At 60.1% G+C, this 19,497-nt stretch carries 18 protein-coding genes and 2 tRNA genes; 11 read left to right on the top strand and 9 right to left on the bottom strand.

The window, feature by feature from the left end:
* The first annotated feature begins 46 nt into the window (after positions 1 to 46).
* Together J3351_RS08065 and J3351_RS08060 are read left to right on the top strand one after the other, a co-directional pair.
* Complete coding sequence (locus J3351_RS08065; RefSeq protein ID WP_156068937.1) at positions 47 to 1,405, top strand: MATE family efflux transporter; 1,359 nt, start codon at positions 47 to 49, stop codon at positions 1,403 to 1,405.
* 270 nt (positions 1,406 to 1,675) lie between these two features.
* Positions 1,676 to 2,329 (top strand): phosphatase PAP2 family protein, encoded by a 654-nt coding sequence (locus J3351_RS08060; RefSeq protein WP_227611721.1) that lies wholly within the window; start codon positions 1,676 to 1,678, stop codon positions 2,327 to 2,329.
* Between the two features lie 58 nt (positions 2,330 to 2,387).
* Here the strand turns inward: J3351_RS08060 and J3351_RS08055 are convergent, their stop codons facing one another.
* The 4 genes from J3351_RS08055 to J3351_RS08040 form a co-directional block, all read right to left on the bottom strand.
* Entirely contained in the window at positions 2,388 to 3,416 is a 1,029-nt protein-coding gene (locus J3351_RS08055) for a leucine-rich repeat domain-containing protein (protein ID WP_005929212.1), read from the bottom strand.
* A gap of 219 nt (positions 3,417 to 3,635) precedes the next feature.
* On the bottom strand, positions 3,636 to 4,580 hold the full coding sequence (gluQRS, locus tag J3351_RS08050) for a tRNA glutamyl-Q(34) synthetase GluQRS (protein ID WP_156066871.1): 945 nt from the start codon (positions 4,578 to 4,580) through the stop codon (positions 3,636 to 3,638).
* Positions 4,577 to 5,893 carry a M18 family aminopeptidase gene (locus J3351_RS08045; protein ID WP_207697490.1) on the bottom strand — a complete coding sequence of 439 codons (1,317 nt, stop codon included), beginning with the start codon at positions 5,891 to 5,893 and terminating at the stop codon, positions 4,577 to 4,579. Before J3351_RS08045 ends, gluQRS begins: the two co-directional genes overlap by 4 nt.
* A 181-nt stretch (positions 5,894 to 6,074) precedes the next feature.
* Positions 6,075 to 7,616 (bottom strand): PTS transporter subunit EIIC, encoded by a 1,542-nt coding sequence (locus J3351_RS08040; RefSeq protein ID WP_207697489.1) that lies wholly within the window; start codon positions 7,614 to 7,616, stop codon positions 6,075 to 6,077.
* Positions 7,617 to 7,875: 259 nt separating this feature from the next.
* On the opposite strand from J3351_RS08040, the gene J3351_RS14160 reads away from it, so the two are divergent.
* Positions 7,876 to 8,463 carry a hypothetical protein gene (locus J3351_RS14160; protein WP_227611717.1) on the top strand — a complete coding sequence of 196 codons (588 nt, stop codon included), beginning with the start codon at positions 7,876 to 7,878 and terminating at the stop codon, positions 8,461 to 8,463.
* A 69-nt stretch (positions 8,464 to 8,532) separates the two neighbouring features.
* Here J3351_RS14160 and J3351_RS08030 read toward each other — a convergent pair whose 3' ends face one another.
* Positions 8,533 to 9,657, bottom strand: a complete 1,125-nt coding sequence (locus J3351_RS08030) for a DUF362 domain-containing protein (protein WP_097769914.1) — start codon at positions 9,655 to 9,657, stop codon at positions 8,533 to 8,535.
* Between the two features lie 159 nt (positions 9,658 to 9,816).
* Complete coding sequence (locus J3351_RS08025; RefSeq protein WP_207697488.1) at positions 9,817 to 10,647, bottom strand: undecaprenyl-diphosphate phosphatase; 831 nt, start codon at positions 10,645 to 10,647, stop codon at positions 9,817 to 9,819.
* A 252-nt stretch (positions 10,648 to 10,899) separates the two neighbouring features.
* Here J3351_RS08025 and J3351_RS08020 point away from each other — a divergent pair, with 252 nt between their 5' ends.
* The 8 genes from J3351_RS08020 to J3351_RS07985 all read left to right on the top strand — a co-directional run bounded on the left by J3351_RS08020 (position 10,900) and on the right by J3351_RS07985 (position 15,935).
* Complete coding sequence (locus tag J3351_RS08020) at positions 10,900 to 11,313, top strand: TrkA family potassium uptake protein (RefSeq protein WP_005929195.1); 414 nt, start codon at positions 10,900 to 10,902, stop codon at positions 11,311 to 11,313.
* A gap of 183 nt (positions 11,314 to 11,496) precedes the next feature.
* A complete protein-coding gene (locus J3351_RS08015; protein WP_005929193.1) occupies positions 11,497 to 12,162 on the top strand; it encodes a TrkA family potassium uptake protein in 666 nt (221 codons plus the stop codon).
* A complete protein-coding gene (locus J3351_RS08010; protein WP_207697487.1) occupies positions 12,159 to 12,590 on the top strand; it encodes a hypothetical protein in 432 nt (143 codons plus the stop codon). The genes J3351_RS08015 and J3351_RS08010 overlap by 4 nt, the downstream gene beginning before the upstream one ends.
* Positions 12,587 to 13,963, top strand: a complete 1,377-nt coding sequence (locus tag J3351_RS08005; protein ID WP_207697486.1) for a PH domain-containing protein — start codon at positions 12,587 to 12,589, stop codon at positions 13,961 to 13,963. Before J3351_RS08010 ends, J3351_RS08005 begins: the two co-directional genes overlap by 4 nt.
* 93 nt (positions 13,964 to 14,056) lie before the next feature.
* The gene (locus tag J3351_RS08000; RefSeq protein WP_117534284.1) at positions 14,057 to 14,713 is read left to right on the top strand and encodes an HAD family hydrolase; all 657 of its coding nucleotides are present in this window, start codon (positions 14,057 to 14,059) and stop codon (positions 14,711 to 14,713) included.
* Between the two features lie 150 nt (positions 14,714 to 14,863).
* A complete protein-coding gene (locus tag J3351_RS07995; protein ID WP_005929187.1) occupies positions 14,864 to 15,532 on the top strand; it encodes a hypothetical protein in 669 nt (222 codons plus the stop codon).
* Positions 15,533 to 15,692: 160 nt separating this feature from the next.
* Positions 15,693 to 15,769, top strand: a tRNA-Met gene (locus tag J3351_RS07990).
* A 91-nt stretch (positions 15,770 to 15,860) separates the two neighbouring features.
* A tRNA-Glu gene (locus tag J3351_RS07985) sits at positions 15,861 to 15,935 on the top strand.
* Between the two features lie 131 nt (positions 15,936 to 16,066).
* Here the strand turns inward: J3351_RS07985 and serS are convergent.
* The 3 genes from serS to J3351_RS07970 form a co-directional block, all read right to left on the bottom strand.
* Positions 16,067 to 17,398, bottom strand: a complete 1,332-nt coding sequence (gene serS, locus J3351_RS07980) for a serine--tRNA ligase (RefSeq protein WP_207697485.1) — start codon at positions 17,396 to 17,398, stop codon at positions 16,067 to 16,069.
* Positions 17,399 to 17,644: 246 nt separating this feature from the next.
* The gene (locus J3351_RS07975; RefSeq protein WP_207697484.1) at positions 17,645 to 18,514 is read right to left on the bottom strand and encodes a ParB/RepB/Spo0J family partition protein; all 870 of its coding nucleotides are present in this window, start codon (positions 18,512 to 18,514) and stop codon (positions 17,645 to 17,647) included.
* A 3-nt stretch (positions 18,515 to 18,517) separates the two neighbouring features.
* Entirely contained in the window at positions 18,518 to 19,369 is an 852-nt protein-coding gene (locus J3351_RS07970; RefSeq protein ID WP_005929178.1) for a ParA family protein, read from the bottom strand.
* Positions 19,370 to 19,497: the final 128 nt, after the last annotated feature.

The following is a 19,497-nucleotide window of genomic DNA, read 5'->3' as shown; positions in this document are numbered from 1 at the left end:
GCGCTATCATGGGTGTGTTTGAATCCACGCGCCAAGGGAGGACACCATGACAGACGCATCGACCACATCAAGACCGCTGTTCAACCGTCAACAGCTCATCTCACTTTTCCTGCCGCTGGTGGCAGAGCAGGCCCTCAGCATCTCCATCGGTCTGGCGGACACCCTGATGGTCTCCTCGGTGGGCGAAGCCGCCGTTTCGGGCGTGAGCCTGGTGGACTCCTTCAACGTGCTGATGATCCAGCTGCTCAGCGCACTGGCCACCGGCGGCGCGGTGGTCGCCAGCCAGTACATCGGCCACCGGGAGCCCAAACGGGCCAAGGCCAGCGCCGCACAGATCATGTTCATTATGATCTCGCTCAGCGTGGTCACCGCCGTCATCGTGGCGGTGGGGCGGCACGCCATCCTGCGGGGCATCTTCGGCTCCATTGACGCGGATGTGATGCGCTACGCTGAGACCTATTTCCTGCTCTCAGCCCTGAGCTATCCCTTTATCGGCGTGTACAATGCCGGTGCGGCTCTGTTCCGCGCCCAGGGCAACAGCAAGATCAGTATGCTTTCCAGCCTGGTGATGAACGTGGTGAACATTGGCGGCAACGCCATTCTGATCTACGGGTTCGGCATGGGCGTGATGGGTGCGGCCACCGCCAGCCTCGTGAGCCGGATGATCGCCTGCTTCACCGTGATGTTCCTGCTGCAGAAGCCGGATTGTGCACTACGCATCGACCACCTCACCGACCTGAAGCCAGACCTCGACCTCATCAAGCGCATCCTGAAAGTCGGCATCCCCGCCGGCATCGAGAACGGCATGTTCCAGATCGGCAAGCTGTCGGTCTCCAGCCTGACCAGCACGCTGGGCACCGCCGCCATTGCCGCAAACGCCGTGGCAGGCAACATCTCCAGCTTCCTGAACGTGCCCGCCTCCGCCGTGGGCATCGGCGCGCTGACCGTTGTGGGCCAGTGTCTGGGTGCCGGGGAAAAGGTGCAGGCCAAGCGCTATTCCCGCCTGCTGCTCCTGACCGCCTACGCCGGGGACTGGCTGATGAACCTTTCCGGCCTGTTCTTCCTGAACAAGCTGGCGCTCTCCTGGTTCAACCTCTCGCCGGATGCCTACGGCATGGCACTGGAGCTGATGGTCTGGTTCAACGCTGTATCGCTGATCCTGTGGCCCTCCAGCTTCACTCTGCCCAACATCCTGCGCGCCGCCGGAGATGCCGCCTTTACCATGACGGTCAGCGTCATCTCCATGTGGGTGTTCCGGGTGGCCTTCTGCTACCTGATGGTGCTCAAGTTCCACTGCGGCCTGCTGTTCATCTGGATGGGCATGTTCCTGGATTGGGCCATGCGCTCGCTGTTCTTCTGCGTCCGCTTTGTCCGCGGCAGGTGGATGGAACAAAAGGTGATCTGAGTTTCCGTATATCCGGCCCTCTCCGCCATTGCAGTTTTGGCGGGGAGGGCCTTTTTTGTGCAGGAAACCCGCATCCTGTCTCGTATCAATAGGCAGAAGCTTCTCTCCCCTGCATTCGCTTTCCCAAAGCATACCAAATTCCGCGCGGATGTGTTCACGATTTTGTCAGCTTTTTGTCTTGTTTTCTTCGTCTTTGCGCGGTATAATCATACGCTGCAAAGAACTTTAGGCGGGGCTGCGGCCCCCATTCCAGAAAAGGAAGTGTGTTCCATGCGCAACTGGTTTTCCCGCCATCCCGTTTCGTTCATGGCGTTTTATCTCCTGTTTTACCTTTCGGCGTTCCATTGGCTCGAAGTCCATATTGCCGTGCCCGATGTTCTGGTGCACTGCCATCTGGACGACCTGATCCCCTTTTGCAAATATGCCATCGTGCCCTACTTTGCGTGGTTTTTGTGGATCCCGTTCACCCTGTTCTACCTGCTGTGGAAAGCGCCCCGGGCCGACTTCTGGCGGCTCTGCCTGCCCCTGTTTGCGGGCATGACCATTGCACTGGCCTGCTATGTCATCCTGCCCACCGGGCTTGACCTGCGGCCCTACCGGGTGTACGGCAGCGACCTCTTTGCTCAGGCCGTGCGGATGCTCTATGCCACCGACACGCCCCTCAACGTCTGCCCCTCCATCCATGTGTTCAACTCCGTCACCCTGATGATGGCCTACTACCGCAGCCGCATCTTTGAAACGCCGGGCCGCCGCTGGATGCGGCCCGCTTCCGCCGTGCTCTGCGTTTCCATCATTGCGTCCACGGTCCTGCTCAAGCAGCACAGCTGCATTGACGTATTGCTGGGCATCCTCCTGGCCATGGTTCTGGATACGGCCATGACCGCACTGGAACGCAGCGATGCAAGAGCCTTGCAGCGGCTCTGAATCTGTACAGAAAAACACCCATGCCGGCGCTGGCATGGGTGTTTTGCATTTTGGGGCATTACGGAGCCGGGGCAGTGAACTCTTTCAGGTGCGCTGTATCCAGCTCTTCGGCATCTTTGGCCGCTGATGTATAGGAAATTTTCAGATATTTCAGGGCCGTATCGTTTGCCAGCAGTTTTTTGCAGGTTTCCGTATCAAACGTGATGTTGTTGGTCAGATCCAGCCAGATCAGCTGCGGCATCTGGGTCAGGGGAGTATAATCCATGTCCTTGTAGGCTTCCTGTGCACCCTGAGAGAGAGACATACTCAGATACTGCACACTGCTCTCCGCCAGCGGGGCAAAGCTGTCGATCTCCGGCCCTTGGCACAGCTGCAGAAAGCTCAGATTTTCCATCTGCTTCAGCGGTTCCAGCGAACCGATCCGGGTCACGTCCAGTCTCAGGACCCGCAAGTCAGCTCCGGCCAGCTGGGTCAGATCGACCTCACTGCCGGTGATCCACAGCATCTTCAGCGACTTCATCTGCGCCAGCGCCGAAAGGTCGGAGACATTGGAATCCGCCCGGATCCCGTCACTGCCATACTTCAGCTCTACCACAGAATCCAGCTTTGCAAAGGTCGGGAATGCGCTGCTCTCCACACTGGGCACACTCAAAAGCATCAGATTTTTGCATTCCTCCAGACCTGTCAGATCTGTAATGGGTGGGGCTCCCCTTCTATTATTGACCGACAATACCTGCAAGCTGTCAAAATGCCGCAGGTCTGCCAGAGAGGTCACCGGATCATACGTTCCCTCTACGCTGACTGCGCAGGCTGCCAGCTGCTCATTGCTGTTGACGTTTCTTCCAATGTCCACCCCATCCGGTGCATCTTTGACGATGAGATCCCCTACGCCGGTTCCGGAATTTATCGAGACCCGCTGATAATCCCAGACATCGCTGTGATAGATATCTCCCTTCGGGCGGTCAAGCCATTTCCGGACGTGCTTTTCCATCACAGGGTCCTGCCACTCAATGACATAATCCTCCCCATGCTCGGCGTGACTGGCCGGAACCGTAAGTGTCGTCTGCTGAACGAAAACATCCTGCATTTCCGAACGGAAAGGTCCCGGTCTCAGATTCAAAGAGCTTGCACATGCGCTGAACAAAAGCATTGCACAAATCAACAAACTCGACGCTTTTAACATTTTACGCATAACAGGCTCCTTTCCGTTTCGGCAAAATCTCTAGTTATATTTTACCATAGATTGTTTTTTTGTAAAGAAAAACCCACGATCTTTGCACAGGCATGGCAAAAATCGTAGGTTTGCTTAAAACAGGCCTTCCGGCAGGCAGATGTCCTGCTTTGGCACCTTGTCCCAGGAAAAGTCTGGAATCAGGCTTTCCGGGGTGCGGGGAGCCGGTTCAGGTTGGAGACCATAGGCAAAGGCAAGCCTGCCCACGATCTCTTCCGCCGTATACTTTGCCCGCAGGTTTTCCAGGCTCTGGTCCCCGTCCCGTTTGGACAGGCGGCGGCCATCGGGAGCCAGCAGGAGCGGGCAATGAGCAAACTTTGGGGCGGGCAGGCCCAGCAGACGGTAAAGATAAAGCTGCCGCGCGGTGGAAGAAAGCAGGTCCGCGCCCCGCACCACCTCCGTCACGCCCATGCGGGCATCGTCCACCACCACAGCCAGCTGGTAGGCAAACACGCCATCGGCGCGGCGGAGGTAGAAATCCCCGCAGTCGTGGAGCAGGTTCTCGGTGTGGGGGCCCATACAGCCATCGGTGAAGGTGATGTCCTCATCGGGCACCATGAGACGGTAGGCCGGGGCTTTCTTTTTGCTCTTTTCGGCGATCTGCTCCGCCGTCAGCCCCCGGCAGGTGCCGGGATAGATCACATTGCCGTCGGAGGTGTGGGGTGCGCTGGCGGCATGGAGCTGGGCACGGGAGCAGAAACAGGGGTAAACAAGGCCCTGTGCTTCCAGTTTGTTATAGCTCTCGGTGTAGATGGCGGCGCACTCGCTCTGGTAATAGGGGCCGTTGGGGCCGCCGCTGCTGCCGCCCTCGTCCCAGACAAGGCCCAGCCAGCGCAGGTCCTCTTCCAGTGCGTCGGCATATTTGCGAGGGCAGCGCTCGGCATCCAGATCCTCAATGCGCAGAACGATGCGCCCGCCCTGACTTCTGGCGCTGAGCCAGGCCAGCAGGCTGCAGGCCAGATTGCCCAGATGCAGCCGCCCGCTGGGGCTGGGGGCAAAGCGCCCGGTCACAGCGCTCACAGGCCCAGCTTCCACTCGCCGTCCACAGGCTGGGAGATGGGCGTGTTATAGAACTCGGCCACGGCCTTTGCCATGTACTCGGCATCCTTGCAGCTGGCGGTCTCCATTGCGGAATGCATGGCCAGCTGTGCCAGACCGATATCCACCATGGGGATCAGGATCTGGTGGCCCAGCAGGTTGCCCAGCGTGGAGCCGCCGGGAACATCCGCGCGGTTTGCGGCCACCTGCACCGGCACACCGGCCTTTTTGCAGATCTCGGCAAAGGCAGCGCCGGTAAAGCCGCTGGTGGTGTAGGTCTGGCGGGCATTGTACTTCAGCAGCACACCGCCGCCCATGACCGCCACATTGGCGGGATCGCTCTTTTCGGGGTGGTTGGGGTGGGTGGCGTGGCCATTGTCGGCGCTCAGCAGCAGGCTGTTGGTGCAGGCACGGGTGCTCTGCTCCCGGGTGACCCCCAGTTTTTCCTCAATGCGGGCCAGTACGTTGGCCATCAGGGTGCCCTGTGCGCCCTGCCGGCTGGAGGAGCCCACCTCCTCGTTGTCGAACATGACCCACATATCACCCCGGCCTTCCTCCTCGCCGCGGCCCTGCAGGAAGCCCCACAGGGTGGTGTAGGCGCATTCCAGGTCATCGATGCGGCCGGACATGAAGTATTCGCCCTTCAGGCCCACGCGCTCGGCCTTTTCGCGGGTGCAGAGCACCAGGTCAGCGTCCACGATATCCTCAGCCTTGACCCCGGCCTCCTCAGCCAGAGCGTCCCGCAGGGTGGAGCCTGCCTCACCAAAGATGGGCTGCAGATCCACCTGAGGGTTGTACTTCATGCCGTTGTTCAGGTCACGGTTGAAGTGGATGCAGAGGTTGGGGATGACAGCCAGCGCCCGGTCGGGGTGGACCAGCAGGCTCCGGATGCCATTCTCCGTGCGGACCAGAATGCGGCCCGCCACGCTCAGGGGACGGTCCAGCCAGGTGGGCATGATCATGCCGCCGTAGCCCTCGGTCTCCGCCTTGGCAAAGACTGCGTCCTTGCCGCCGTCCAGCTGCTTGATGCGCCAGGTGGGAGAATCGCTGTGGCTGGCGGTGACATGCCAGCCGGTCAGCTCGCCCTTGGGCATCCGCCATGCCAGCACGGCAGAGCCGTTGCGGGTGGTGTAATATCTGCCGCCGGGCACCAGCTCCCAGGCTGCACTCTCGGGGCAGTTCTGGTAGCCGTTTTCCTCCAGGATCTTCACAGCCGCAGCCGTGGAGTGGAAGGCGCTGACACCGACGTTCAGGAAATCGAAGAGACCTTCGACGGAAAAGGTGTTATTCTGCATTTTATGTTCTCCTTTATTTTCAGGTTATCCGCTGCTAAACCTCTCCGTCATTGCTTCGCAATGCCACCTCTTCTAATAGGAGAGGCAGGGGCCTTTCTTGGCTCCCCTGTTAGGGGAGCTGTCGCCGCAGGCGACTGAGAGGTTTCGCCACAATTATACCGTTTCTCTTATCAAAATGCAATCACACCGGGGCCATCTCGGCAAGCTGCTGTTCAAGCGCATGGCGGAGCTGGGCGGCGTGCAGGCCGCAGACCAGCTGGACCCGGGTGCCCTGCACCACAAGACCTTTATGGGGCAGGGAGAGCAGAGCCCCCATATCCAGCAGCGAGGCATCCCGCACCGTGAGCCGGAGGCGGGTGAAGCAGTTTCCCAGCTGGGCGATGTTCTCCGGCCCGCCCAGCGCGGCGATGAACCGGCACACCTCCTGCGGGTCGGCGTACAGGGACTGTTCTGCGGAAAGGGTTGCTTCCCGGCCCGGGGTGGGCAGATCCTTTGCCTTGATGAGGACGCTGAACACGGCAAAGTAGGTCAGGATCTCCGCAAAGCCCAGCAGATAGAGCAGCGGCATGTTCTGCAGCTGCTCCCCGGCGCTCAGGTTGAACACCAGCGACCCCAGCAGGTTGGAGGTAAAGGCCCGGACATGCAGGACATGGAGCAGCACCATAAAGCCGCCCGTAATGACCGCATGGGCCACCCAGAGCAGGGGCGAAACGAAGCAGAACAGAAAATCAATGGGTTCGGTGATGGAGGCCACCGAGGCCGTGACCGCCAGCGGGATCATAGCGGCGGCGGTACGGGCACGGTTCTCCCTGCGGGCCGTGAAGATGAAGGCCGCTGCAATGCCCAGATAGCCAAAGGTCTTGGTGAAGCCGGTGTACATCCAGACGATGCCGTCTGAGAGGGGCAGGCCCATGGTGTACTCAGTCATGCAGACGGCGTAAGCACCTGTGTAGGTCACAGAGCCCACAGTCAGGCTGCCGCCCAGCGAAGAGAACTGGAAGGGCATATAGATGAGGTGATGCAGGCCGGTGGGAATGAGCAGCCGTTCCAGAAAGCCGTAAAGGAACACACCCGCGTTCCCTGAAGCCGCGATCCAGCCCGTGAGGGCGCTGACCGTCCGCTGCAGCGGCGGGCAGACAAAGCAGAACCCCAGCCCCAGTGCCACCGCCAGCGCCGACAGCCACAAAAACGACCACCGCAGGCCCGAATAGAGCTGGGTGATCATGCCATAAAACTGCTTTTCGCAGGTGCGGTTGAAGAGCCACGCCGCCGCAAAGCCCAGCACGATGCCGCTTGCCACGCCGGTGTCCACCACCTGAATGCCCAGAATGGTGGTCTGGCCCGTGCCCGCAAGGCCGGTCATCCCGTTCGGCTGGGCAAGCAGTCCCAGCGCTTCCAGCGCGGTGTGGTTGGCTGTGAGGAACACCAGATAGGCCATCAGTGCCAGCAGGGCGGCATCCTGCTTTTCGGTTTTGGCGCGCACGGCAGCCACCCCCACGCAGAGAATGACGCTGAGGTTGTTGATGAGCACCATCATCCCGTTATAGAGCAGCTGACCCACCAGCTGCAGCGGAGCCCACTGCAGCACCGGCAGCGCCTGACACAGGGGCTTGCTGGTGAGCAGCGCCCCCAGCACCAGCAGCAGGCCCGCCGCCGAAAGATAAGACAGCGGCGACAGCAGCGACTGTGAAAAGCGTTCCAGCCGCCGCAGAAATTTCTGCATCCGTTTCTCCCCCTTTTCCCGGTTCTTCACCCGTTTCTCCCAGTTTGACCATGGCCGAATTATACGCGCCAGCGCAAAAAATGTCAATCCCGCCCGACTGAGAAAAAAAGGACAAAAGTTTGTATAGTTTGCACAGCCGGGGTGAAAAATCGTCCTGCGCACGCCGATTGACAACAGCCCGGCAGAACAGTATACTAGAAATGTACCAGAGCAGTTTCTCCGGCAGATGGGCCGGAACACGATAAAAGGAGGCTTTCCTATGATTCGCAAGCGTATTCTTTCCCTGCTGGTCTGCGCCGCCCTGCTATGCGGCGTGCTGGCAGGCTGCAGCACCTCTTCCGGCAGCACTGCCGCTTCCAGCTCTTCCGCTTCTGCAAGCGAGAGCATCCCCTCTTCCACCGTGACCGCCGACACTGGCAAGGTGGGCCCGCTGGACGCAGGCGAGAATTCCCTGTTCTCCCTCTCTGACCCGGACGATGCCTTTGCCCCCTGCCTCGGCTGGGGCCCCGGCGTGTCCGGCTGCTCGCTGAAATCCGTCATCGCGGCGGCTTCCCTGCTGAAATGGGCCGATGGCTGCAACATGAGCATCCAGCCGGTCAGCGACATCAAAGATGCCTATACCCAGTGGTTCGACAGCCTGAGCGCCGATGACCAGCAGAGCTTTGCCGATGCCTGGCCGCTCATCAAGGCCGATGCCGAGACCCTGCTGACCGACAAGGACAGCATGACCGGCCGCATCGAGGATGCCGGTCTGGATGCCAAAGAGCTGCCCGGCTGTTCCGAGGAAAACTGGAAGGCCCTGGCCGATGTCATTGACGTACTGGTCCCGGCTTCCAGCGAGTATTGAGCGTTCCGTCTGCCCCTGAATGCAAGAGACATAAAAATAAGCCCGACGTTGTCGGGCTTATTTTTATGTTCAGATCTTCTTCAGGGTGTACTGGCGGGTGCCCATGCCGATCTTTTCGGCCTGCTCCAGCGTTGCCTTCCACTCGACATTGGGGTTGGAATCCTTGAAGTTGTCGTGGTGGCAGTTCCAGCCGGGCTTTGCAAGGTTCTGGCCCAGCTGGCTGTTGGGCAGGGGCTGTGCGTTCAGGCAGGCATCGGCACAGGCCTGATCCAGCGCCACGGGGTCAAAGGAGGCGAACATGCCGATATCCGGCAGGATGGGGGCATCGTTCTCGCCGTGGCAGTCACAGTTGGGGCTGATATCCTGCACCAGACTGATGTGGAAGCAGGGGCGGTCTGCACAGACGGCGGCGGCGTACTCTGCCATCTTGCGGTCCAGCTCCTCGTTGGCGCTGCTGTCGATGGAATAGATGGCATCGAAGTTGCAGGCACCGATGCAGCGGCCGCAGCCCTTGCACTTTTCGTAATCAATGACCGCCTTGTTGTTCTCGTTGTAGCGGATGGCATCGGAGCCGCACTCCTTGGCGCAGCGGTGGCAGCCGCGGCAGAGCTCCTCCTGCACGGCGGGCTTACCGGAGGAGTGCTGCTCCATCTTGCCCGCACGGGAGCCGCAGCCCATGCCGATGTTCTTGATGGCTCCGCCGAAGCCGGTCGCTTCGTGGCCCTTGAAGTGGGTCAGGCTGATGAAGATGTCGGCATCCATAATGGCGCGGCCGATCTTGGCGGTCTTGCAGTATTCGCCGTTGGGCACGGGCACCTCAAGCTCATCGGTGCCGCGCAGGCCATCGCCAATGATGATCTGGCAGCCGGTGGTCATGGGCCAGAAGCCGTTTTCCTGCGCGCAGCTCAGGTGCTCCAGCGCATTCTTGCGGCTGCCCGGGTACAGTGTGTTGCAGTCGGTCAGGAAGGGCTGGCCCCCCTGCTCCTTACACAGGTCTGCCACTACCTTGGCGTAGTTCGGGCGCAGGAAAGCCAGGTTGCCCAGCTCGCCAAAGTGCATCTTGATGGCCACGAACTTGCCGTCCATATCAATGCTCTTGATGCCCGCCGCAATGCACAGGCGGCGCAGTTTTTCGGTCAGGCTGGTGCCCACAGGACACCGGAAGTCGGTGTAATATACAGTCGATGCTTCCATAGGGATCTCCTCCGTTTTTGACAATTTCAGGCGCGGCACTTTCCCGCCGCCGGGTTCTCTCTTTATGGCTCCAGTATAGCACAAGGCCGGGGTCGGTGCAATTGCCCCAGGGCGCAAAAAAGCCGCCCGGGCGGGCGGCTGGGGTGTTTGGAAAGCGATTTACGCAATGGCGGTGATGGCGGCCACAGCCAGGACGATCAGGCCCAGCACGATGCGGTAAAGACCGAAGAACTTGAAGTTATGGCGCTTGACGTAATCCATCAGGAAGCGGATGGCGGCAAGGCTGACCACAAAGGCGACCACGCAGCCCACCACGAGGACAGCGATCTCAGTGCCGGTCATCGCAGCGCCGGAGAGGACGAACTTGACCACCTTGAGCAGGGACGCGCCCGCCATAACCGGGATGGCGAGGAAGAAGGTGAACTCGGCCACGCAGGCACGGGACAGACCCAGCAGCAGGCCGCCCACGATGGTGGCACCGGAGCGGGAGGTGCCGGGGATGATGGCCAGCATCTGCCACACGCCAACGATGAAAGCTTCGCGGTAGGTGATCTGTTCCAGCCGGATGACATGCGGGGCGGTGCGGCGGTTCTCCACAAGGATGAAGAGGACACCATACAGGATCAGCATGGCGGCGACCGTGATGTAATTGTAGAAGCGGACCTCAAACCAGTCGTCCAGCGGGCTGATGATGAGCACCGGGATGGTGGCGGCCACTACCTTGAACCAGAGCTGCCAGACGGCAGGCTTGGAGCAGACACGGCCATGGCGCAGGCCGAAGGGCCAGAGCTTATTCCAGAACAGCACCACCACAGCCAGAATGGCACCCAGCTGGATGACCACGCGGAACATGGACATAAACTCCTCGCTGGCGTTGAACTTGACCACCTGCTCCACCAGGATCATGTGGCCGGTGGACGAGATGGGCAGCCACTCGGTGATGCCCTCCACAATGCCCATCAGGATGGCTTTCAGTATTTCAAGAAACATGGGTTCTCCTCCCTGCAAAGCGGCACAGGCGCTCTGCACACATTCAGATTGGGTTCGCTTTCCAGTATATCATATTCTGAGAGCCTGCGCACGAAAAATCACAAATTTTATACAGGAGCACTGTCTGCTTTTTCTGTATTTATCTGCCGCGGGAAATATGCTATACTGGACACAACGTTTTTCCCTGTGTTTCCTTCTGACGCGGACTGCCGGGCCAGATAAAAACAGATTTTGAACAATGAGGTGACATCCATGAATATTCTGGTGATCGGCTGCGACCAGGTGGGCGCGGCACTGGTGCGGGATCTGGAACGCATCGGCCATGATATTTCCCTGATCGAAAAGGACCCCGAGCAGCTCAAGCGGCTGGACAGCTTTGATGATTATTCCTTTGGCGGCACGGCCCTTGTGGGCGACCCCACCGACCCCGACATCCTCAAGCAGGGCGGCGTAGAGAACTGCGACGCGGTGGCCGCTGTGAGCGAGGATGACTCCGTGAACCTGATGGCCGCACAGATCGCAAAGAACATCTTCCGGCGCGAAAAGGTCATCTGCCGCGTCTCTGACCCGCATTTGCAGGTGCTCTACCACAAGACCTACGAGCTGGACACGATCTGCCCCACCATCCTGACAGAACAGGCCGTGTTCCGTGCGCTGGCGAAGTGAGACGTAAAACCTCTCAGTCTCGCACCCGCTCGACAGCTCCCCTAGTAGGGGAGCCCTTGGCAAATGCGTAAAGCTTTACCTGACTGCCAAGGCCTCTCCTACTAGGAGAGGTGGCAATGCGAAGCATTGACGGAGAGGTTTTATCCCAAAACAGTTCTACCCAAAGTAATACGAGGTATCAATATGAAAGTTTGTATTGCAGGCGGCGGGCGTGTTGGGCGGTATCTGGCCCAGAGCCTGCTGACGAACCACCATTCGGTGGTCATCATTGAACCCATCGAGGCCCAGTGCCGGATGCTGGCAGATTCGCTGGACATCCCCGTGATCTGCGGCGATTCCATCAGCGTGGACACCCTGCGCACCGCCGATGTTGGCAGCTGCAACGCCTTTGTGGCCGTGACCGGCTCGGACGAGGACAACCTCGTGGCCTGTCAGATCGCCAAGCGGGAGTTCGGCGTGGACCGTACCGTGGCCCGGGCCTCCAACCCCAAGAACCGGGAGCTGCTGCACACCTTAGGCGTGGACACCGTGGTCTGCGGCACCGACAACCTGAGCCACATTCTGGAGCGGGAGATCGAGACGGACACCATCCGCCAGCTGCTCAGCCTGGGCGGCGGCACGGCCAGCCTGAACGAGATCCTGCTGCCCGAGAACTTCAAGTTTGCGGGCAAGGCCATCATGGATGTGCCCATTCCCGGCGATGCCATTCTGGTCAGCATCACCCGCGACACCGAGTTCATCATCCCCCACGGCAACACCGTTCTGCTGCCCTGGGACCGCATCCTGGTGCTGACGCAGGACGATACCCTGCACCTGCTGACCGATGCCTGGGAGCTGAACAGCAAGTGACGGAGCGGGAGCTGCGCCGCACGGCGCTCATCATCCCGCCCCGGGGCCGGGCTGTGCTCTGCTGCTGGGCCGCCATCCCGGGCCTGTTGGCGGCTCCCTTTGTGTTCTGGCAGAGCATGCCCGCCGGGATGGTGTTCTGCCTGCTCTGGGCCGCACTGGTGGCGGTGGTGTACCAGCGCGCCTGCAGCTATGCCGCCGCGCTGGGCGCGGAGACTCTGACGGTGTACTCCGGCATCGTCTTCCCGCTGCGGCGGGCGGTCCGCCGCAGGGCCGTAACAGGGCTGTTCCGGCTGCGCACGCCGCTGCTCCGGCTGGCAGGGGTATCGGTGGTCGTCATCACGGCACCGGGCACGCGGCTTATTTTACCGGCGGTCCCGGAAGAGCAGGCCGCTGCCCTCACCCATGCCCTTGCGGAGGAGATCCGATGAACGAACGCCGCCTGCACCCCTTTACCGTTCTGCTGTTTCTGCGCAAGACGCTGGTGGTCTATCTGCTGCCGCTGGTTCAGGTGCTGTTTGAGCGGAACTGGACAGCCCTGCACACGGCTCTGCGGCAGGATGCGCTGCTGTTCCTTCTGCTCTGCGCAGTGAGCTGGGGCATCCTGCGTGTGAGCAGCTGGAGCATGGATGACACCGGAGTCTTTCATCTGCACTGGCGGCTGGGCATCCGGCTGGATCGTGCCCTGCGGGGCGAGATGCTGGCTGCACTGATCATCGACCGGCCCCTGCTCTACCGGATGGCCGGGGCAAGCCGCCTGACCCTTTACCCGGTGGGCGCGGCGCAAAAGCACACCCTTTCGGTCTGCCTGCCCAAAGCCGATGCCGAGGCGGTGGCAGACCAGCTGATGCCTCTGGTAAAGCCTGCCCTGCACCGGCCCGCCGGAGGGGAACGGGCGGCGCTGGGCTTTCTGGGAGCCAACGGCCTCTCCACGCTGGCCCTGTTTGTGCTGGCCGTGCGCCAGACCCGGGATGTTCCGGACTGGAACCCTGCCGTTTTTGCCCAGATCCAGGTGAGCTTTCTGGCCCGCTTCGCGGCGCGGTGGCTCCCTGCAGGCGCGGCGTGGCTGCTGGCGGCTGCAGGCTTTCTGCTGGGGGCCAGCCTGATGCGCAGCTTTGCCCAGACCGTGCACTACACTGTCTGGCACACGGCCGACCAGATCGGCAGCCGGGGCGGCTGGCTGGGGCACTTCGAGTGCCGGGTGCGGACAAGCGAGATCAGCTTTGCAGATGTCCGCATCTCCCCCGCTGCCCGGCTGATGAAGCGCTGGCCGGTCTTTGTAACGGCAGGCGGCTGCTCCCCCGAGCTGCCGCTGTTCGTCTACCGCAGCGGCGAGGAAGCATTGTTCCGGGAGCTGCTGCCGGAGTTCCGGATGCCGCCCGACCTGCTGGCCCGCACCGAGCAGCGCAGTCTCATCTTTTTTGCACCGGCAGGCATTCCCTTTGCCCTCTGCCTGCTGCTGACGCTGGTCTCGGCCACAGTGCTGCCCCAGCTGACCGTGACCCTGCTCATCCCCACGCTCTTCTTTGGGGCACTGCTGGCCGGGGCCGCGGCTGGCTACCGGCGGGAGGGTCTCTGGCTGCGGGAGGGCCGCATGACCCTGCGGCGGCAGCAGGGGCTCTACCTGCATTGCATCTGTGTGTTTCACCCGGATGTCTGCCTGACCGCAGCACAAAGCCCCTGGGCTGCCAGTGTGGGCCGCACCAACCTGACCCTGACCTTTCCCGGCTGGGTAAAGCTCAAGGTGAGGAGCGTGCCGCTGCGGGATGCGGAGAAATTTTTCAGATTTATGGAAACGAATTAAACCTCTCAGCCGCCGATCGGCGACAGCTCCCCCAATAAGGGGAGCCCCTGGCATAAAGATAAAGTTATTGTTTTTAGGGGAAGTAAAATTGTTATGATTCATACGGTATTATTTGATTTGGACGGCACTTTGCTGAACACCATCGACGACCTGGCTGATGCAGGCAACTGGGTGTGTGCACAGCATGGGTGGCCGGAGTTTACGGTGGAGCAGTTCAAGCACATGGTGGGCAACGGCATCCCGAAGCTCGTGGAGCGTTTTTCGCCTGCCGATGCCCGCACACCGGAGCAGCTGGCCGCTACGCTGGCGGAGTTTACCGCCCGGTACGATGCCCACAAGGAGGACAAGACCGCGCCTTACCCGGGCATTGCTGCCCTCATTGACGCGCTGAACGCCGCAGGCGTGCAGTGCGCGGTGTTCTCCAACAAGGCTGACCCGCTGTGCGGCAAGATCATCGAGCATTATTTCGGGGCAGGTCGGTTTGTTCTGGTGCGGGGCAGCCGCCCGGGCGTGCCCACCAAGCCCGACCCCACCGGTGTTTACAGCCTGATGCAGGACCTGCATGCAGACCCTGCCAGCACCCTGTTTGTGGGCGACAGCGATGTAGATATCCTGACCGGGCACAATGCCGGTCTGCCTGCCATGGGGGCGCTGTGGGGCTTCCGGGGCCGCGCAGAGCTGACTGCTGCCGGAGCCGATGCACTGGCCGGCGTGCCTGAGGATATTTTAGAATACGTTAGAACACATTAAAGGAACGACCCTCTCCGGTGCTGTGAAGCACAGACGGAGAGGGTCGATTTTTATTTGCAGACTGTTCACAGGATGTTTCTTGCATAAACTCCCCTGTTTTCCTATAATATAGTTCCTATTTGAAACAATTGAGAAACGGAGGACTTGCCCATGGCAGCTGAAAAGAAAACTTCCCCCAACGTAGAGAGCCGCCTGCGCCACAACATCCTGAAAATGCCCCAGGAGGTGTATGCCGCCAGCGGCATCGTCATCAACGGGCGGCGACTGAAAAGCTTTGTATTCACCACCGACCTTGCCATCATCCGCAACTGCGACGCGGACGCGGTGTTCGCGGTCTATCCTTTCACGCCCCAGCAGGCCATCAGCGATGCCATCATCAAGGCATCCTACATCCCGGTGTTCTGCGGTGTGGGCGGCGGCACCACCCACGGCGTGCGCACCCTGAACCTTGCCCGCGACGTGGAGAGCCAGGGTGCCATGGGCGTGGTGCTCAATTCCCCCATCTCTGACCTGAACCTGCTGGCGGTCTCGCGGGTGGTGGACATCCCGGTCATCATCACAGTGACAAAAGAGAACACCAACATCCAGAGCCGCATTGATTCCGGGGCATCCATCCTGAATGTGGCCTGCAGCACCGACACGCCCCGGGTGGTGGCAAAGATCCGGGAGCAGTTCCCGGATGTGCCCATCATCGCCAGCGGCGGCAAGACCGGCGAGAGCATTTCCGCCACCATTGCGGCGGGTGCCAACGCCATTACCTACACGCCGCCCTCTCCGGCTGTGCTGTTCAAGGAAATGATGGAGAAATATCGAGAATGATTTACGCAAGACGCTGTAACTTTTTTCTGTTACAGCGTCTTTTTTACGCCATGAAAGGAGATATTTCAGAAATTTTTGAATTTTTGCGAAATAATTGTTGACAAATCGCGGTCGATTGGCTATAATAATAAAGCACTGTTCAAGTGCACAAAATAAATATGGCGGTATAGCTCAGTTGGCTAGAGCATTCGGTTCATACCCGAAGTGTCACCGGTTCAAATCCAGTTACCGCTACCACGTTACAGAGTTTCGCTAAGATAAGGGGGACGGTCGTCCGCAGTAGTGGATGATGGATGTCGGAGGTTTTAGCGAAGCTCTGTGTTTTTGAGGCCCGTTGGTCAAGCGGTTAAGACACGGCCCTTTCACGGCTGTAACATGGGTTCGATTCCCGTACGGGTCACCAAAAAGCTTCTGATTGAAAAATCAGGAGCTTTTTTCTTTTTGTTTTTTCTACACAACAAACCCCCGCCGTCTGCATCACGCGGACGGCGGGGGTTTCAACATTTTATGAGTGCTTTGTGGAAAAGCTCAGGCTCAGCCCTTCTTGTGGGTGGGAACCATAACTTCCAGGCCGCCCATGTAGGGCTGCAGCACCTTGGGGATGGTCACGGAGCCATCGGCCTGCAGATGATTCTCCAGGAAGGCGATCAGCATACGCGGAGGAGCCACGCAGGTGTTGTTCAGGGTGTGGGCCAGATAGGTCTTGCCGTCCTTGCCCTTGACGCGGATGTGCAGGCGGCGTGCCTGTGCATCGCCCAGGTTGGAGCAGGAGCAGACCTCAAAGTACTTCTGCTGGCGGGGGCTCCAGGCCTCGATATCGCAGCTCTTGACCTTCAGGTCAGCCAGATCGCCGGAGCAGCAGTTCAGCTGGCGCACGGGGATTTCCATGCTGCGGAACAGCTCCACGGAGTTCTTCCAGAGCTTCTCGTACCAGTCGGCGCTCTCCTCGGGGTGGCAGACCACGATCATCTCCTGCTTCTCGAACTGGTGGATGCGGTAGATGCCGCGCTCCTCGATGCCGTGTGCGCCCTTCTCCTTGCGGAAGCAGGGGCTGTAGGAGGTCAGGGTCAGAGGCAGAGTAGCCTCGTCCAGGGTCTGGTCGATGAAGCGGCCGATCATGGTGTGCTCACTGGTACCGATCAGGTACAGATCCTCGCCCTCGATCTTGTACATCATGGCATCCATCTCGGGGAAGGACATCACGCCCTGCACCACGTTGCCGTGCATCATAAAGGGAGGAATGACATAGGTGAAGCCCTTGTCGATCATAAAGTCGCGGGCATAGGCCAGCACAGCCTCATGCAGGCGGGCAATGTTGCCCAGCAGGTAGTAGAAGCCATTGCCGGCAACGCGGCCAGCAGCGTCCATATCGATGCCGTCAAAGCTCTCCATGATCTCGGTGTGGTACGGGATGGGGAAATCGGGCACCACAGGCTCGCCAAAGCGCTGAGCCTCCACGTTGTAGGTGTCATCGGGGCCGATGGGCACACTGGGGTCGATCATCTGGGGGATGGTGTACATGATCTCCTGGATGCGGTCAGCCAGCTTGGCTTCCTCGGCTTCCAGCTCTGCCATCTTATCCGCGTCGGCCTTGACGGCGGCGTTGTTGGCATCGATCTGTGCCTGCAGCTGGGCCTTCTGGGCCTCATCGGTGCACTTCTTCAGCTGACCGAACAGGGGGCCGTTGGCTTTGCTCAGCTTGTTGCGGGCAGCCTTCAGGCTCTCAACTTCCTTCAGGCACTCGCGGTACTTTGCGTCCTTCTCGATGACTTCATCCACCAGAGGGAGCTTGGCATCCTGGAACTTCTTCTTGATGTTTTCCTTGACAGCATCCGGGTTGTCACGGACAAATTTGATATCAAGCATGATTTACTCTCCTTACTCTATTTCGGTTCGCATGGGGCGGGTGGGCCCTTTCCCATGCCGTTCAAAGGCGGCGTGCGCCTTAGATCGCTATGTTTTTCTTCTCGGGCAGGCTTGCCTTCGTACAACCTCTCAGTCGGGCTTGCGCCCGCCAGAGGCTCCCCTAGTAGGGGAGCCTCTGGCGTATACGAAAAGCTTCCATCGGCTGCCAAGGCCTCTCCTACTGGGCAACAACAATGACGGAGAGGTTTAATCCTCAACCTGATATTGCCCTAATAAGTTTGCAAAAGCCTTCAGCTGCTCATCCGAGTAGAAATGGACGGTCAGCTTGCCCTTGCCGTCGTGGTAGGCCACATTGACCTCACTGCCCAGCGCCTGCTTCAGGCTCTCCTCCACCTCCACAGGCAGGGTGCCGCGCGGGGCGGGCTCCACAGGCTCTTTGGGGGGCTTGGCCAGCTTTTTGCACAGGGCCTCTGCCTGCCGGACGTTCAGCTCATGGTCGGCAATGATCTGTGCCGCCTGCTCCTGCAGCTCCGGGGTGGGCAGGCCCAGCACCACCTTTGCGTGGCCCGTGGTGAGGAAACCGCCCTTCAGCAGCTCCAGCACCGTTTCGGGCAGGTTGAGCAGACGCAGGCTGTTGGCCAGCGCACTGCGGCTCTTGCCCAGTTTGCGGGCGGCCTGCTCCTGGGTCAGGTCACAGCGGGTCATCAGCTCCCGGATGCCCAGTGCTTCTTCCACCGGGTCCAGATCCTCGCGCTGAAGGTTTTCCACCAGCGCCAGCTCCATGGCCTGCTCATCCGTAACATCCCTCACGACGACGGGTGCCTCGGTCAGGCCCGCCATCCGGCAGGCACGCCAACGGCGCTCACCGGCCACGATGAGATAGCGGTCTACCCCGTGGGGCCGCACCGCGATGGGCTGCAGCAAACCGTGCTCTGAGATGCTGGCCGCCAGCTCTGCCAGCGTTTCCTCATCAAAGGTCTTGCGGGGCTGGGCCGGGTCCGGCTCGATCTCCCGCAGGGGCAGTGTCTCGATCCGGTTATCGGACTCAAAACTGGGGGCTGTGTCCTCAAACAGACTTTCCAGGCCCCGGCCCAGTCCTCCTCTTTTTTTTGCCATAGGTTACGCTTCCCCCTGCTTCACTTGTTCCAGTGCGCTTTTCTGCTCAGCGGGGGCACTGTTCCCTTTTGTGCGGCGGCGTGCCGGTTCATGCGGGCGGTTGTTCTTTACGAACTCAATGGCGAGATCCATATAGGCCTCGCTGCCCTTGCCCTTAGGCTCATAGAAATTGATGGGCTGGCCGTAGCTGGGCGCTTCCGAGATGCGGATGGTGCGCGGGATGGTGGTCTTGTAGACCTTGGTGCCAAAATACTTTTTGACCTGATCCACCACCTGCAGCGTCAGGTTGAACCGCCCGGAGAACATGGTGAACACCACGCCCTCGATGTCCAGATAGGGGTTGTACTTCTTGCGGATGGTCTTGAGGGTGCTGATGAGCTCCGACAGGCCCTCCAGTGCGTAATACTCACACTGGATGGGGATAAGCACGCTGTCGCAGGCGCACAGACCGTTCAGGGTGAGCAGATCCAGGCTGGGCGGGCAGTCCACAAAGATGAAGTCGTAGTCCTTCTGCACCGAGGCCAGCGCCTTGCGCAGGCGGCTTTCGCGGCCCGGCAGATCGATCATTTCCAGACCCGCACCCGCAAGCCGGGTGTTGGAACCGATGACATCGGTGCGGAACTCGGTCTTGCGGATGGCATCCTTTGCCTCCGCCTCACCGATCAGCAGCTCATAAGTACCCACATCGACACTCCGCTTGGGAATGCCGTAACCGGTTGTGGTATTGCCCTGCGGGTCCAGATCGACGATGAGCGTCTTTTTGCCCAGAGCCGCAACGCAGGACGAAAGGTTCACGGCCGTGGTGGTCTTGCCCACGCCGCCTTTTTGGTTTGCAATTGCAACGATTTTAGCCACGCTCTTTGTTTCCTCCCGGGAAAATTATTTGTTCCACGTGGAACATTCGAGGCCGGGCCCCGCTGTTTTCCCGCCAGCAAAGCCCCTTTAAAGACTAGTATAGCACATCAGCGCGGCTTTTTGAACCG

Source organism: Faecalibacterium sp. Marseille-Q0746 (genome assembly GCF_017377595.1).
In the GTDB taxonomy this organism is placed as follows: Bacteria; Bacillota; Clostridia; order Oscillospirales; family Ruminococcaceae; genus Faecalibacterium; species Faecalibacterium duncaniae.
Note: the sequence above shows the minus strand (reverse complement) of the source record. Positions and strands in the feature narration are given on the sequence as shown.

Excerpts from the sequence above, each read along its gene's own strand:
- J3351_RS08065 (WP_156068937.1), top strand. The coding sequence starts at position 47 with ATGACAGACGCATCGACCACATCAAGACCGCTGTTCAACCGTCAACAG.
- J3351_RS08060 (WP_227611721.1), top strand. The coding sequence starts at position 1,676 with ATGCGCAACTGGTTTTCCCGCCATCCCGTTTCGTTCATGGCGTTTTAT.
- J3351_RS08055 (WP_005929212.1), bottom strand. The coding sequence starts at position 3,416 with ATGCAGGATGTTTTCGTTCAGCAGACGACACTTACGGTTCCGGCCAGT.
- J3351_RS08045 (WP_207697490.1), bottom strand. The coding sequence starts at position 5,893 with ATGCAGAATAACACCTTTTCCGTCGAAGGTCTCTTCGATTTCCTGAAC.
- J3351_RS08040 (WP_207697489.1), bottom strand. The coding sequence starts at position 7,616 with ATGCAGAAATTTCTGCGGCGGCTGGAACGCTTTTCACAGTCGCTGCTG.
- J3351_RS14160 (WP_227611717.1), top strand. The coding sequence starts at position 7,876 with ATGATTCGCAAGCGTATTCTTTCCCTGCTGGTCTGCGCCGCCCTGCTA.
- J3351_RS08030 (WP_097769914.1), bottom strand. The coding sequence starts at position 9,657 with ATGGAAGCATCGACTGTATATTACACCGACTTCCGGTGTCCTGTGGGC.
- J3351_RS08025 (WP_207697488.1), bottom strand. The coding sequence starts at position 10,647 with ATGTTTCTTGAAATACTGAAAGCCATCCTGATGGGCATTGTGGAGGGC.
- J3351_RS08020 (WP_005929195.1), top strand. The coding sequence starts at position 10,900 with ATGAATATTCTGGTGATCGGCTGCGACCAGGTGGGCGCGGCACTGGTG.
- J3351_RS08015 (WP_005929193.1), top strand. The coding sequence starts at position 11,497 with ATGAAAGTTTGTATTGCAGGCGGCGGGCGTGTTGGGCGGTATCTGGCC.
- J3351_RS08005 (WP_207697486.1), top strand. The coding sequence starts at position 12,587 with ATGAACGAACGCCGCCTGCACCCCTTTACCGTTCTGCTGTTTCTGCGC.
- J3351_RS08000 (WP_117534284.1), top strand. The coding sequence starts at position 14,057 with ATGATTCATACGGTATTATTTGATTTGGACGGCACTTTGCTGAACACC.
- J3351_RS07995 (WP_005929187.1), top strand. The coding sequence starts at position 14,864 with ATGGCAGCTGAAAAGAAAACTTCCCCCAACGTAGAGAGCCGCCTGCGC.
- serS (WP_207697485.1), bottom strand. The coding sequence starts at position 17,398 with ATGCTTGATATCAAATTTGTCCGTGACAACCCGGATGCTGTCAAGGAA.
- J3351_RS07975 (WP_207697484.1), bottom strand. The coding sequence starts at position 18,514 with ATGGCAAAAAAAAGAGGAGGACTGGGCCGGGGCCTGGAAAGTCTGTTT.